General features: G+C 36.2%; 13 protein-coding genes. 10 read left to right on the plus strand and 3 right to left on the minus strand.

All coding sequences use genetic code 11. The annotated features are described in order from the left end of the window. The first annotated feature begins 8 nt into the window (after window positions 1–8). The 7 genes from CH364_RS02685 (at window position 9) to CH364_RS02715 (ending at window position 6,470) form a co-directional block, all read left to right on the plus strand. Window positions 9–1,133, plus strand: coding sequence for an ABC transporter permease (locus CH364_RS02685; protein ID WP_100742100.1), 1,125 nt, complete (start codon window positions 9–11; stop codon window positions 1,131–1,133). Then, the gene (locus CH364_RS02690) at window positions 1,130–1,897 is read left to right on the plus strand and encodes an ABC transporter ATP-binding protein (protein ID WP_100742101.1); all 768 of its coding nucleotides are present in this window, start codon (window positions 1,130–1,132) and stop codon (window positions 1,895–1,897) included. The genes CH364_RS02685 and CH364_RS02690 overlap by 4 nt, the downstream gene beginning before the upstream one ends. Next, window positions 1,894–2,841, plus strand: coding sequence for an MlaD family protein (locus CH364_RS02695; RefSeq protein WP_100742102.1), 948 nt, complete (start codon window positions 1,894–1,896; stop codon window positions 2,839–2,841). Before CH364_RS02690 ends, CH364_RS02695 begins: the two co-directional genes overlap by 4 nt. A gap of 5 nt (window positions 2,842–2,846) precedes the next feature. Further along, complete coding sequence (locus CH364_RS02700; protein WP_100742103.1) at window positions 2,847–3,458, plus strand: ABC-type transport auxiliary lipoprotein, LBF_0736 family; 612 nt, start codon at window positions 2,847–2,849, stop codon at window positions 3,456–3,458. Window positions 3,459–3,600: 142 nt separating this feature from the next. Further along, window positions 3,601–4,788, plus strand: coding sequence for a sterol desaturase family protein (locus CH364_RS02705; RefSeq protein WP_100742104.1), 1,188 nt, complete (start codon window positions 3,601–3,603; stop codon window positions 4,786–4,788). 6 nt (window positions 4,789–4,794) lie between these two features. Continuing rightward, window positions 4,795–5,217 (plus strand): VOC family protein, encoded by a 423-nt coding sequence (locus CH364_RS02710; RefSeq protein ID WP_100742105.1) that lies wholly within the window; start codon window positions 4,795–4,797, stop codon window positions 5,215–5,217. A 2-nt stretch (window positions 5,218–5,219) separates the two neighbouring features. Continuing rightward, on the plus strand, window positions 5,220–6,470 hold the full coding sequence (locus tag CH364_RS02715; protein ID WP_100743358.1) for a BaiN/RdsA family NAD(P)/FAD-dependent oxidoreductase: 1,251 nt from the start codon (window positions 5,220–5,222) through the stop codon (window positions 6,468–6,470). Here CH364_RS02715 and pyk read toward each other — a convergent pair. Next, window positions 6,463–7,899: a pyruvate kinase gene (gene pyk, locus CH364_RS02720; protein WP_100742106.1), complete on the minus strand. Its 1,437-nt coding sequence runs from the start codon at window positions 7,897–7,899 to the stop codon at window positions 6,463–6,465. The two genes, CH364_RS02715 and pyk, sit on opposite strands and share 8 nt — an antisense overlap. 91 nt (window positions 7,900–7,990) lie before the next feature. On the opposite strand from pyk, the gene CH364_RS02725 reads away from it, so the two are divergent. Genes CH364_RS02725 through CH364_RS02735 form a run of 3 tightly spaced genes read left to right on the plus strand, consistent with a single transcriptional unit; the run spans window position 7,991 to window position 10,846 of the window. Next, the gene (locus tag CH364_RS02725) at window positions 7,991–8,890 is read left to right on the plus strand and encodes a histone deacetylase family protein (protein ID WP_100742107.1); all 900 of its coding nucleotides are present in this window, start codon (window positions 7,991–7,993) and stop codon (window positions 8,888–8,890) included. Next, a complete protein-coding gene (locus CH364_RS02730) occupies window positions 8,890–9,705 on the plus strand; it encodes a hypothetical protein (protein WP_100742108.1) in 816 nt (271 codons plus the stop codon). Before CH364_RS02725 ends, CH364_RS02730 begins: the two co-directional genes overlap by 1 nt. Before the next feature lie 28 nt (window positions 9,706–9,733). After that, window positions 9,734–10,846 (plus strand): SpoIIE family protein phosphatase, encoded by a 1,113-nt coding sequence (locus CH364_RS02735; protein WP_100742109.1) that lies wholly within the window; start codon window positions 9,734–9,736, stop codon window positions 10,844–10,846. Here CH364_RS02735 and CH364_RS02740 read toward each other — a convergent pair. Together CH364_RS02740 and CH364_RS02745 are read right to left on the minus strand one after the other, a co-directional pair. After that, window positions 10,803–12,425 carry a glycosyltransferase family 39 protein gene (locus CH364_RS02740; protein WP_100742110.1) on the minus strand — a complete coding sequence of 541 codons (1,623 nt, stop codon included), beginning with the start codon at window positions 12,423–12,425 and terminating at the stop codon, window positions 10,803–10,805. The two genes, CH364_RS02735 and CH364_RS02740, sit on opposite strands and share 44 nt — an antisense overlap. Next, window positions 12,422–14,089 (minus strand): hypothetical protein, encoded by a 1,668-nt coding sequence (locus CH364_RS02745; protein ID WP_243401215.1) that lies wholly within the window; start codon window positions 14,087–14,089, stop codon window positions 12,422–12,424. The genes CH364_RS02740 and CH364_RS02745 overlap by 4 nt, the downstream gene beginning before the upstream one ends. Window positions 14,090–14,135 lie beyond the last annotated feature (46 nt).

Here is a 14,135-nt window from a genome sequence, read left to right on the forward strand (position 1 = left end):
TTTGAGACGTGGATACAATTCATCGACAATCCTCCTTTCTATGGGAAGGAAACAACTTAGAAATCCATCTTCCGGCAATCCTTACGGCTACGGAAACTGGTAAAGATTGGACTGCCTTTTTTGAAATCTTAAAAAAAAATCCCCCACGCACTGTTATTCTACACGCCGGCAATCTCACAGAAGCAGACTCTTCAGGGATTTCTTTTTTAAAATTAGTTCGCTTGGAATGTGAACAAAGAAAAATCCAATTCACCTTATTTGGATTAGGCGAACAGTTCAAATATCGTTTGAGTATCTCCGAAGACGATAGTAAAAAAAATAAGGAAACACATACCCATTCTTTGAGAAGGTCGGAAAAAATTGGGAAAATTACCATCGATTCATTATTAGAGTTTAAATACCTGATTACATTTACCGGTGAACTTACAGTTTCTTTTTGGCGTTCCTTTTTGCATCCTTCCAAAATTCGTTGGAAAGATACCTTTCGTGTAGCGGAATCCATGGGAGTCAATGCATTCCCAATCATTGCTATGATTGGGTTTTTACTTGGTCTCATCATGTCCTTTCAATCAGCAATTCCTATGCGAAGGTTTGGAGCGGAGATCTTCGTTGCAAACTTAGTAGGACTTTCTCTTTTTCGTGAACTTGGGCCACTGATGACAGCTTTCATTCTTTCTGGAAGGTCTGGTTCTGCGTTTGCTGCGGAACTCGGAACCATGAAAGTGTCTGAGGAAATTGATGCATTAACTACAATGGGCCTTCCGCCTGTTCAATTTCTCATTATCCCTCGTTTGGTGGCGTCTTTACTCATGACTCCTCTCCTAACCATCGTTTTTAATTTGTTTGGTTTGATAGGTGGAGCTGTGGTGTTGATTAGTTTTGGATTTCCTCTCGTAACTTTTATCAATCAAGTGAATTTGGCTGTGGGATTGTCAGATATCTTAGGCGGACTTTTAAAATCTTATTTTTTTGGAATGATCATCGCATCCATCGGTTGTTACCGAGGTCTAAAAACTGCATCAGGAGCAGGAGCTGTTGGGGAATCAACTACCTCGGCAGTTGTTGGTTCTATCATACTTGTTTCCATCTTAGATGGAATTTTTTCCGTCTTATATTTTTACCTACGAATATGAAAGATAAACCAATCATTCGAGTGGAACATCTAACTACGGGATATGGCCATACAGTGATTATGGAAGATATCTCCTTTGAAGTGAACCGAGGAGAAATTTTTGGAATTCTCGGTGGGTCCGGCTGTGGTAAATCTACCGTTTTAAAAAATATGATTGGTTTAACATCACCATTTAGCGGCCGTATATGGATTGATGAAGATGATATTGTATTGGCAGAAGGTAAGAAAAAAATAGAAATTTGGAATCGTATAGGAGTGATGTACCAACAAAGTGCACTTTTTGGTTCCATGTCCTTATTAGAGAACATTCGATTGCCTTTGGAAGAGTTTACTAAACTTCCGTTAGCAATCATGAATGAAATTGCTATGTCCAAGTTGAAAATGGTTGGGCTTTTTCCTTTTGCACATCTTTACCCTGCAGAACTTTCTGGTGGTATGAAAAAACGTGCTGCAATTGCGCGTGCTATGGCAATGGATCCAGAAATTTTATTTTTAGATGAGCCAAGTGCAGGTTTGGATCCAATCACTAGTGTGGAGTTAGACCACCTAATCATCCGTTTGTCGAGAACTCTAGGTGTCACTTTTGTGATTGTGACACATGAACTTCCTTCTGTGTTTACTATGGCAGATCGGGTGATTGTTTTAGACAAAAGCAAAAAAGGAATCATTGCAGAAGGCAAACCGAAAGACTTAAAAGAAAAATCCAAAGACCCTTTTGTAAAACAGTTCTTCAACCGCATCCCACAGGAGAGTTCTCAGTTATGAACCAATCGAATAAAATATATTTCAAAGTTGGAATTTTTGTCCTCGTTAGTTTTTTTACACTGATTTTGTTTTTGATTGTATTTACAGCTGGAAATATTTTTCAAAGATCAGTAAGCCTTGAGACCTATTTTGATGAATCAGTCCAAGGTTTGGATATTGGTTCCCCAGTAAAACACCGAGGTGTGAAAGTAGGTACGGTTCAAGAGATTACTTTTGTCCAAAATGAATATTCAGACAAACTCAATGAAGATACAGACCTTCGGTATGGGAGATATGTTCTAATCAAAATGTCTGTTCCGGACTTTGTAAAAGGTGTTTACGGAAATGATTTAAAGAGAACTGTTCAGCGAATGATCCAAAGCGGACTTCGTGTTCGCCTCGCCTCACAAGGATTAACTGGAACCGCGTATCTCGAAGTTGACTATTTAAATCCAGAAAAAAACCCTCCTTTGTCAATAGAATGGGAGCCAAAAACAATTTATATCCCTTCGGCACCAAGTACCATCTCTCGTTTCACCGCATCGGTGGATAAGTTTTTTGATAAAGTAGAAAAGGCAGATGTTGATAAAATCCTTTTGGGTGTGGGTGAGCTGATTCGAAATTTAAATCAAACCATTCAAGAAGCAAAGTTGGGTGATTTGGCACGTGAGTCCACTGGCCTTCTTGTCGACCTTCGAAAAACAAATGCAGAAGTCAAAGCCCTCATTGCTAGTCCTGAAACACAAGGGTTACCAAAAAAATTAGATGCAACTGTTTCACAATTACAAACTACTTTAAAAAGATTGGATACTCTTCTTGCATCTAACCAAGGTGATATCTCTACTTCGATTGAAAATTTGCGTATTGCTTCGGAAGATTTAAAAGAAGTAACATCAAATGCTAAAAAATATCCTTCCCAGTTTCTTTTCGGAGAAGCACCAAACAAATCTAAACTTTGGAAATAAAAAGTATGAAAGCCCTGATTCGTTTTTTAATTTTATTTGGATTCACAATTATATTCACTCAGTGTTTTGGGGTTAGTAAAACTTTCCCAGAAAAACGATTCTTTTTAATAGAAGTGGGTGAAATCAAACAACTGTTTGTTACTCCAAAACCTCGGACATTTGTGGTTCGAAAAGTATTTATCTCTCAGCGGTTTGAAGGAAAGGAGTTCGTTTATCGAAAAGAAAATGCTGTTTATGAATCCGATTTTTATAATAGTTTTTTTATTCCACCTGCACATAACTTTAAAGAGGAACTTGTCCGTTCTCTTTTGAAGTCGGGTAACTTCGAGTGGGATGCGAGTATGAACACAAGAATCAATGTCACTCATTTTATTGAATTAAACCTTTCTCAAATGTATGGTGATTTTCGCACAAAAGAGCCGAAGGCTGTGATCGAATTTGAGATTGTTGTTTATGAAGATAAGGATTCTATTTCAACTCCAGTGTTCAGGAAAACTTACAAACAAAATCAACTCATTGAAAAAAAAGATCCAGAAGCATTGGTTCTTGGTTGGAACATCGGACTTACTAATTCATTCAATGAATTAAATTTAGATCTGAGTACTCGTTTAAAATGAGTTTAGGATTCAAATGGTCTCATAAAGTAACAATTTTGCGCAACTGTATCTTATTCTCTTAAAAGTTATATTGAACTCTTCCGAAAGGAGGTTGCTTTTCCTGAGAAACTAGTGTCAATAGTAGGATCTTGAAGGACGTATTATGAGACTCATCGAATCCATTGCACCATTTTACATTCTACTTTTGTTACTCGAGGTAATTTACACTCGATACAAGAAGTTGGATTATTATTTTTATGAAGATTCTTTAGCTGATTTGAGTTTGGGAGTTCTCAGTCGAATTTTTGACGGAGTGATTCTTCTTGGTTTGGTTTTTGTATACAACGAGTTGTATCAAATTTCTTGGGGTATTGAGTCCCTTTCGAAAATATTTTTATCTACATCTTCTCCCTTACATTGGATTCTTCTATTTGTATTACTCGATTTTTTATTCTATTGGGCGCATCGATATAGCCATGAAATCAAAGTTTTGTGGGCTTCTCATGTAGTGCATCATTCAAGTGAAGAATTTAATTTGTCTGTTGCTCTTAGGCAGTCTTTTGTTCGTAATATAGGAATTGGACTTTTTTATTTACCACTTGCGCTACTTGGATTTCCTGTGGAGTCTTATTTAGTGATCGATGCGTTGAATCGTACATACCAGTTTTGGGTTCATACGCGTACTATAAAAAAACTCCCCAATTGGTTTGAGTATATATTTGTGACTCCTTCCCATCACAGAGTCCACCATGCAATGAATCCCGAATACATTGATAGAAATTATGGAGGGGTATTTATTCTTTGGGACCGTATCTTTGGAACTTTTTGTGAAGAAAAACAAGAACCTCGGTATGGACTTGTTTCTCAATTAAATACTTATGATCCAGTGACAGCTGAACTACACGTATTCCGTGATTTGTTTAGTGATTTGTGGACTACAAAATACAAATGGCAGGGGATTCGTTCGTTTTTTTCTTACCCTTCCGTTCGGCCAGATGACCTTCAAGCGATTCTGGATCGTGGGGTCAGAGATCCGAAAATTTGGTTAAATCACAATAAATGGGATATTGATAGAAAATCAAGAATTCCACAATACAGGCACAAGGCGGGAACTAATGTTTACCGAATTTACCTTTTATTTTCTTTTATTGTGCCAACGGTTTTTACATTATACTTTTTGAAAAGAATGCATATGTATTCTTTAGGAGAAATTGTTTCCGTTTTTTTCCTTTTAGTTTTTTCCTTTATTTCCATGGGAAAACTTTTGGAAGGAGAACGAAATTGGTACCGATTTGAGATTCCAAAATATATTTCTTGGCTTGTGCTTATGATCTATTTTTTCTTATCGTAGTAAAAGATGAAATATTTACATACAATGATTCGTGTTTTAGATTTGGAAGCTGCACTTCATTTTTTTGTGGAGATTCTTGGCCTAAAAGTGACACGAAGGAAAGACCATCCCGAAGGCAAATTCACTCTAGTGTTTTTATCTACAGGGGAACCAGATGCCCCAGAGATCGAACTCACTCACAATTGGGGTCAAACAGAACCTTACGCAACAGGTAGAAACTTTGGTCATTTGGCTTACGAGGTAGATAATATTTACGAAACTTGTGAACGGATCCAAACGATGGGTGTTACAATCAATCGGCCACCGCGTGATGGCCGTATGGCTTTTGTTAGGTCACCAGACCTCATTTCAATTGAACTTTTACAGAAAGGCAGTCCTCTACCTCCAAAGGAACCTTGGGCCTCAATGCCAAATACTGGTGAGTGGTAGGATTGAAAAAAAGACCAAAAATTGCGATTATTGGTGCAGGTGCCTCTGGTTGTTTTGCTGCACTTCAGATAGAAGCCGAGTTACAAGGATTGTGTGAAATCCAAATTTTTGAAAAATCGAAAGAACCGCTTTCTAAACTTCGAATTTCCGGTGGTGGACGATGTAATGTAACCCATAACCTTTTTGAGCCAGAACTTCTTTCGGACCGTTATCCTCGTGGAAATAAAGAATTACGTTGGGCATTTGAAAGTTTTGGACCCAAAAACACAATTGAATGGTTTGAAAAAAGAGGAGTTGCCCTGAAAGCAGAAGCCGATGGACGGATGTTTCCAACTACAGATTCATCTGAAACCATCATCCAATGTTTTCTAAACGAATTAAAATCCAAAAAAATACCGATTCACTTTGAACAAGGGTTAGTTGGTATTTATTCAAATTCACAACCAACTATACCTTCAGTGTTTCGCATTTTATGGGAAGGTGGTCTGGAAGATACTTTTGATATTGTAGTCATTGCAACTGGTTCCAACCGAAAGGTTTGGAGTATTCTTGAAAAATTAGGGCATAAAATAGTTCCTCCTGTGCCTTCTCTTTTTACTTTAACTTTGGAAAATACAGATCTTATCGATTTAACTGGTCTTGTTGTTCCATTTGCTGAAATTAAAGTTTTTCCCAAAGGCAAACCTCAGAAAGGCCCGATTCTAATCACACATTGGGGGCTTAGTGGACCTGCCGCCTTGCGTTTGTCAGCTTGGGAAGCACGTAATTTATTTGAAGCAGATTACAAAGTGGATTTATCCATCAATTGGATTGGTGGAGAAAAAGCACAAGACATCGAAGATTTGTACCTTTCTAAAAAAGAAAAATCTCCTGCAGAAAAATTGACTCCAAACCCGGATTGGAAACTCCCTTCTCGTTTTTGGGAATGGGTATTGAAAGAAGCAAAGATCCAACCAAATAAACGTTATTCAGATATTTCCAAGTCGGAAATTCGAAATTTGAGTCTTACCCTAACACAAACTAAATTAAGAATGGTTGCGAAAGGTGTTTTCAAGGAAGAGTTTGTGACAGCTGGCGGAGTTTCTAGAAAAGATATACAATTTCAAACTATGGAAAGTAAACAGACACCTGGGCTATTTTTTACTGGTGAAGTGATTGATGTGGATGGTATCACAGGAGGATTTAATTTTCAAAACGCCTGGACTACGGCAAGTATCGCAGCCCGAGGCATTCATAAGACAGTTGTTACTTGATTTTGTGTATTTGAATGAAATCTACAGTTTGGGCCACTGATCCCGGTGCACCAGAAAGAATCACCACTGTATCACCCGATTTTAATTTACCTTCTGATTTTAATGTTTTACTCATAAAGGCAATCATATCTGGAAACTTATCCATCATTGGCATTACATATGCTTCCACACCCCAATACAATTGCATCTTTCTTGCTGTACCTAGGAATGGTGTGAATGAATAAATTGGTTTTGAAGGCCGAAACTCAGAAGAAAGAAGGGAGGAATAACCTGATCTCGTAAAGTTAATAATGGCTTTTGCATTGATCAATCTAGAAATTGATTCTGCAGCACTTCCGAGAGCTGTGCGTTCTACTTCAAACTCAGTTCTATCCATATTTCGTAAATGAGATAAATAAATCTCTGATTCTTCCGCAGCTTGTATGATACTTGTCATTGTTCTGACAGTTTCTATTGGATATTTTCCTGAAGCTGTTTCACCAGATAACATGACAGCATCTGTTCCATCCATCACAGCATTGGCAACATCACTTGCTTCCGCACGAGTGGGACGTGGATTATCAATCATGGTTTCCAACATTTGTGTGGCTGTAATCACGGGTTTCCCTTGTTGGTTCAGTTTGGTAATCATTTCTTTTTGAATGATGGGAACATATTGTGTATCCAATTCCACACCTAAGTCACCACGTGCAATCATGATTCCATCACAATTGTCGATGATTTCTTCAATATTCTGAATGGCTTCTGGACGTTCTATTTTTGCGATGAGGCCGGCATAACTATCTTTCATAAATTGCCGAGCCATTTCCAAGTCGCTTGCTCGTCTAACAAAAGATAATGCGATGTAATCCACACCTAGTGATAATGCAAATTGTAAATCTTCGATGTCTTTTTCTGAAAGCGCAGGTGCAGAGATAGGAGTTCCAGGAAGGTTGATTCCTTTGTTATCTTTTAACGTTCCGCCAATGACTGTTTCTAAAACTGCTTTTTCTTTCGTTTTGGATTTTACTACAAATGAAAGTTTACCGTCATCAATCAAAAGTTTGTGTCCAACATCGATGTCATTTAAGATGTATTGATACGTACACCCGATTTCTTCTTTAGTTCCAAGGAAATCCGATTTATTGTTAATGGCGATTTGGTCACCCGCTTTGAGCTCAATTGGCCCTGAACCTAACTTTCCCGTTCTGATTTTGGGACCTTGCAGATCCGCAAGGATGCCGATGGATTTACCTGATTCCTGCTCACACTCACGTAATAACTCGAAAATATCTTTGTGGTAATCATGTGTAGAATGGGAAAAATTCATCCGAGCCAAATCCATTCCTGAATAAATAAGATTTAGAATGGTTTCACGATTTGCTGAAGCAGGTCCAATGGTACAGATAATTTTTGTGCGTTTGTTAGGGATTTTGTCGTCTACCGGCATAGACCCTATTCTCAGCTTTTTTGATTTTTCCTGCAAGTAAATTGTACGGATTGAATTGACTTGTGTCTTTTTTCGCAAAAATATCATTTTAATGGCATCCAATGCACTTGCTCTCATCTACCACTCTTCGTACAATCTCGAATTACCGGGTCATGTGTTTCCGGCTCACAAGTATTCTCATCTTTATAATCGAGTCAAAAGGGATCCTGTTTATGCCTCTTGGGACATTTTGCTTCCAAAAAAAGCAGAGGAAGCGGACTTAGAACTCGTTCATACAAAAGAGTATTTAGACGATTTGTTTAGTTACGAACACACATCGCGAACTATGTATTCTGAACTGCCACTTAATCGAAGTATTGTGGAAAGTTTTATGTATGGTGTGGGCGGAACGATAATGGCAGCAGAACTTTCTAAAAGTTTTTTGTTTGCGCTTAATATGGGCGGTGGTTATCATCATAGCTTTCCAGACAAAGCAGAAGGATTTTGTTATTTGAATGATGTAGCAATTGCTATACGAAAACAAAAAGAAACAAATCCAAATTTAAATGCTCTCATCATTGACTTGGATTTGCACCAAGGTAATGGGAATTCCTATATTTTCCAATATGATGACAAAGTTTTCACATTTTCGATGCACCAAGGTAATCTTTATCCAAAAAAAGAAGTATCTAACTTAGATGTAAACCTTGAACCGAATACAAAAGACGATGAATATTTGACGACTCTAGAAACATCCTTAAACCAAATCCGAAAAGATTTTGATTCCAATATAATTTATTATGTTGCAGGTGCTGATCCTTATGAAGATGATTCTCTTGGAGAATTAAAAGTTTCAATGAAAGGTTTAAAAGAAAGAGACTTGATGGTTCGTAAGTTTGCCGAGTCATTGAATGTACCTTGTGTTGTAACTCTTGCGGGTGGTTACGCTCGTGATTTTCGTGATACTGTTGAAATTCATTTTAATACAATCACAGCATTTGGTGAAAAATAATGGGAGTTTTTTCATCTACAGACAAAAAGAAAAACGAATCTGATTGGTTGAATTTAGATGATTTGTCTCTAGTAGATGTCTCCAAAGAGCTTAACACCTCCCTCAATATGGAGCCAAGGTTGTTCAACCGTTTTACACATTATGAAGTAGAACAACTGTTAGTGAGTGCTGGATTAATCGCTGCCGTTGAAAAACGTGGATTCCCAAACCCAATTATTGAACTAGAAATACTTAACAATTTTGATAATCGAATTTATATAAAGACTGAAAATAAAAAAATTTTAGTTCATACTCGTTTGAAAGTTTCTCAGTTTCAAATGAAAGGGGATGACGAACAATTTCCGATGATTTATATCGATTGGCTTCTCACACAAAATATAAATTTTGAACCTGGCGATATCAAAAAAGAATTATACTTTGGACAGGAATACCCAGGACTCAATGTTCTAAACGAATTTACTGATTTCATTCGTGTTCTCTCAAAAAGGCTCGGAACTTCAGGAGCATTTAATGTACCTGAATATTTTCACGATGCAGTTTTGTTTTCGCGTAAGTTTCGTTTTATTGATCCAGAAAAAGAGGGAACGTTTCGTGCATTGGTGAAAAATTTCCGCGGCACCAATTTACGAAGTTTATCTTCCCAAATTCATCAGAACAGAGTTCGTTATGAAAATGGGGAACCTTATGAGTGGAAATATGGTGAGATGATTTCCTGCACCGACGTATATTTAGAAAAAAAAGTGTTTCATGAGGCATATTTTAAAAAAGTAGAGGAGGTCAAAGAAAAACTAAAATTCACATTGGTCTCAAAATAACCTTTTCGAAAGCCGATACATATAGTAGATGTCCGAGTATTCTTTTAAACCTGAGATCCTAATCATTGACGATGACACAGAAATTTGTGAAACCTTAGAACTCATTATCAATGGATTGGGTTATTTCGTTAGGTATTTTACAAATCCACTACAAGGTTTGGAATACTTCGAAGGGGAACGAAACTCTATCGTTTTTCTAGATGTCAATATGCCACATATTTCAGGTTTAGACCTGTTGCCAAAAATCAAAACCATTGATTCAAAAACCCAAGTTCTTATGATGACTGGGGAACATGATATCCAAACAGTAGTTTCCTCACTTTACCATAGAGCTTCCGATTTTATTTTAAAACCCTTTCATACTAAATCGATCGAAGCTGCCATTTCAAGAGCGTTTGAATATTATAATTTTCTAAAAGATAAAGAGTCGATGGATGAGTCCATCAAAAGGGATCTTCGATTGGCAGCCAAAATCCAATCAAAAACCATGAATTTACCCCAACTCGGACATAAAATATACGCTGATATCAAACCTGTGAGTTTTGTTTCAGGCGATTTTTTCCAAGTTTTGCCATTGGACGAGGATCGTACTTTGATTTTGATGGGTGATATTGAAGGTCATGGTGTGACATCTGGTCTCATTGCCATTCTGATGACAACGATACATAAAGAATTGGCGAGAACAACAACGGTTGCTCCTTCCGAATTATTATCTCGTTTGAACGGTGAACTTTGTAATGAAATTGGAACACATAGTATGACAGCGATTAGTATTGTTGTGGATCATCCAAAGAAAAAAATAACCTACGCAAGAGGTGGACACCCTTTCCCAATAGTATTCCAAAAAGAATCACGGGCCCCATTGATTTTGCAAGACCAATCAGGACAAATATTAGGAATTCTGAAAGAAATGGAATTTGCTGAAAATGAAATCCAAGTAGAAACTGGTGATGTACTTTTTCTTTATTCTGACGGTTTACTTGCATCTAGTACACATCCTTTAGTTCAAACTTTAATCCAACTTCCAGGTGGAACCAATCGAATTGATGGTATGAAAACTGAAATCACCAACTATATACAATATCTAGAAACTTCATCTAAAGCTGCGGATGACATATCTTATTTGCTTCTAGAGATTTAATATATTTTATATTGGTTTTGGTTGCATCTACCAAAAATTGACTAAGCACCTCTTTGGATTGAAAACTTCCATTTTCAAATCCTTTTTTCCAGTTGATTCTATGTACACTCATCTCTAGAATGATTTCTGATTTCTCTGGAAATTCGCAAAGTTGGCTTGTGATGATTTGTCCTTTATAAAATAAAAAATCACCTTTGGCAAAAAACTTTTTATCATCTTTAGAAAGGTTGTTTATGTAGGTTTTATTCTCGACCACATAACTTTGAATTGTTGTTTTTGTTACATCCCAAAGAAGTTCTTTTTTGGGATCCGTTTGGTTTAGAGTGATTGCGGAAATAATTACGATCGCTGTTCCAAATAAAAAAATTGGAACCCATTCCAAATGAATTTCTTTTGATTGGATCCAAAATTGATGTGCGAGAAATGTGATCGGCAACCAATAAAAACCCATCAAGTCCCAGTCTGCAGGAAAACCAAGTTGAGGGTTATGGAAAAATCCATGAAGGAAAAAAGCAAAAATCACAACAACAGTGGCTTTGGATTCAGGTTTTTTTATGAAATTTTTCCACTCAAGTTTGTAAAAAATAATTTGATAGAGCAAAAATAAGGAAGCAATAGAAACGTTCCAATATAAAACAGAAAGAATTTCTTTTATATGATTTAATGAAACCAATCGATTTTTTGGATAGAATGGTGGATGGATTAAATGAGTACTATTTCTGTCGATGGATGGATCATGTAAAAATAAAAAATAGGAAAACCAAGGTAGTAGAATACTAAATCCGATTAAACTACAAACTAACAAATGGTTGATCTTTTTTTCTTTAGGGGAATGAAAATACCATAAATAAATCAAAAGAAGAACCAAATATCCTGAAACCAAATGGAATAACATAGAGACTGCAACTAAAGCGGTTGCTCCGTATAACAAAACATCGTTGTCTTTTGGATTTTTAGAAAATTTTGTTACAAAAATATAGAGAATTAAGTGGGAGGCAGTTGTAAGCGTATAGTTTTCAGTATATCCAAAGTTAAGTAAAATACCACCTGACGAAAGTAAAACGAAAATGGAATAAGAATTTGTTTTTTTGTTTTCTTTGGCTGTCCATAAAAAACCAAAAATCATTACAATCCCTGCGAGTTGTGATAAAAAAGTATAAGAAATTCTTGGATCATCAGAAAAACCCAAATAAGATAAGAAGTTGGAAACTTTACTATGAATCACAGTTTCCAAAATTTCATCCAAAGTGAATTGAAATCCAAAAAGTTTGGTTTCCAAAAGATTTGTTTCTAGGAGGAGAAGTCCATCACCCCAATCCATATTACGAATTGGAAATAAAACCAAACAAAAAAAGAACATGGACGCAAAAACCCAATTTGAAAACCGAATTGATTCAAACATTTTAAACAAACGTAAATCTTTTGTTTTCCCATAAAGAACCAATGATTGTAGAAAAATAAAAAAAATCGCAATGATCTTATAAACATTTGAGTTCGCAGGCAAAAACCAAGGTTTTGTAGGTAGGAATTGGCAGGCCAAAAGGAATAGATAAGGGAAAAATAAAAATGCTGTTTTCATAAGGATTCTTTTTCGTAGTACTCTTCTGGAATTTCTTTTGCAGTAATGTAAGGGAAATGTCCTTTACGGATATTAAAAAAGACAAGTTCGGGAAGGCTATAAAATACAGTTTCAGTTCCTTTTGAAAATCTTTTTCCTTGGTCGAATGGAGCAGTGAATACACCCACTCCTGTATAACCAATCCCCCAAACAGTATTGAACAAACCGAAAATTGGACGATCCCAAATAGTTTCTTCAGTGAAAAATAAAAACGAGTGATCAATAGGATTGGTTTTATATATTTTTGAAGTAGGAACAAAACGATCTTTAAAATACTTTTCAGTAAATCCATTGAGTTGTTTTCGTTTGAGATTGCGGTATGATGGAAAAACCTTAATTTGTTTTGTGAATGAATTGTTTTCTAATTTGAAAGCTGCAATTGAAGGGATAAAATTAAAACTAATCACATTGTTTGAAAGAGGTTTCCAGAAAACCTCGTTTCCAATTCTGCCTTCAGGAAACATTTCATTTAGATAACGGATAAGTTCTGTTGTACAATTTTGATCCACCAAGTGATAGGAATATAAATTTCGAATTCCTTTTGTATACGTTGCTAAATTATCCTCTATGTTTGAAAAATCTTTTTGATTCTCATGCCATTTTAAGTTTTCCTTCGCTTCGTGTTGGTAAGGATTGTAACCCACCCAATTAAATTCTATTCCTTCGGTGGAAATATTGGAATCGATAAATCCTTGGTATTTTATAAGAAAAGATTCCCAATTAAAAAAATGAATGGGGTCATAACCAGACGAAAAGTTTTTTTTATTAGAATTAAATAAAATTGCATATTCTTCTTGTTTGGCGGCTATTATGGAATCGGGTAATTCTACTTCAGGTAGGTATAAAAAACCTTCTAAATTTTTTTTTGGAAAAACTATGCTTCCTGCAACGATTGACTTTTTTATATAAAGTATTCTAATGAGTAAGGTCATTTCTTCCCAATCGTTGCATTCTGTTTCAAAGAAACAGGAACGTAGATCCTTTGCCAAATGATCCAGATAACCTTCCCATATTTTTTTTTCGGTTTCACTGAGTTGATAGTTTGGTCCATCTAATTGAATGAAAGCAGGTTCATATAGTAAAACGGGATCTAAAAGAAACTTACGAACAAAAATTCTTTTTTGTGAAATTTTAAATAATTCGGTTTTTGTTTGCAGTGAAGGAACCAAGGGGTAAGGTGAGTCGGTTTTCGGTAATTGTAGTCTATTGTTTGTTAGTTGAAGTTCTGTCGCACTTTTTTCCCATTCTGTTATCGAATTTTTCAATGCATTTTGTTCTTCTTCTGAAAGGGAAAAAATTGTAGAGATGGGCGAGTTTGAGTCAGGGATATTGGTAAAATATCCAAACCCAGCGATGGGTATGGATGATAGGTTATCCTTTGTCTTAGTAACCAAATTTTCCCATTGATCTTCTAGTTTCTTTTGGTTTTGTATATGGGTTTCTTGGACTAAATAAAGTTCGTTCCATTTTTGTCGTAGCAGACGTTTGGATTGGTCCGATAACTCCCACTCATAGAGTTCTATATCTCGGTTTTGGACTACACCGTATTGGAAGCGAAACTCATCCCATGGTTCTCTGACAATGTGAAAGATTTTATCTTCAAAGGAATATTGAAGATGATACACTCTGTCACCTAAACGTAGTGCGGAATGGCCACCACTGGACTGTCCT

It is taken from the genome of Leptospira harrisiae (assembly GCF_002811945.1).
Lineage (GTDB): Bacteria > Spirochaetota > Leptospiria > Leptospirales > Leptospiraceae > Leptospira_A > Leptospira_A harrisiae.

Excerpts from the sequence above, each read along its gene's own strand:
- CH364_RS02725 (WP_100742107.1), top strand. The coding sequence starts at position 7,991 with ATGGCATCCAATGCACTTGCTCTCATCTACCACTCTTCGTACAATCTC.
- CH364_RS02700 (WP_100742103.1), top strand. The coding sequence starts at position 2,847 with ATGAAAGCCCTGATTCGTTTTTTAATTTTATTTGGATTCACAATTATA.
- CH364_RS02695 (WP_100742102.1), top strand. The coding sequence starts at position 1,894 with ATGAACCAATCGAATAAAATATATTTCAAAGTTGGAATTTTTGTCCTC.
- CH364_RS02710 (WP_100742105.1), top strand. The coding sequence starts at position 4,795 with ATGAAATATTTACATACAATGATTCGTGTTTTAGATTTGGAAGCTGCA.
- CH364_RS02690 (WP_100742101.1), top strand. The coding sequence starts at position 1,130 with ATGAAAGATAAACCAATCATTCGAGTGGAACATCTAACTACGGGATAT.
- CH364_RS02730 (WP_100742108.1), top strand. The coding sequence starts at position 8,890 with ATGGGAGTTTTTTCATCTACAGACAAAAAGAAAAACGAATCTGATTGG.
- CH364_RS02740 (WP_100742110.1), bottom strand. The coding sequence starts at position 12,425 with ATGAAAACAGCATTTTTATTTTTCCCTTATCTATTCCTTTTGGCCTGC.
- CH364_RS02705 (WP_100742104.1), top strand. The coding sequence starts at position 3,601 with ATGAGACTCATCGAATCCATTGCACCATTTTACATTCTACTTTTGTTA.
- CH364_RS02735 (WP_100742109.1), top strand. The coding sequence starts at position 9,734 with ATGTCCGAGTATTCTTTTAAACCTGAGATCCTAATCATTGACGATGAC.
- pyk (WP_100742106.1), bottom strand. The coding sequence starts at position 7,899 with ATGCCGGTAGACGACAAAATCCCTAACAAACGCACAAAAATTATCTGT.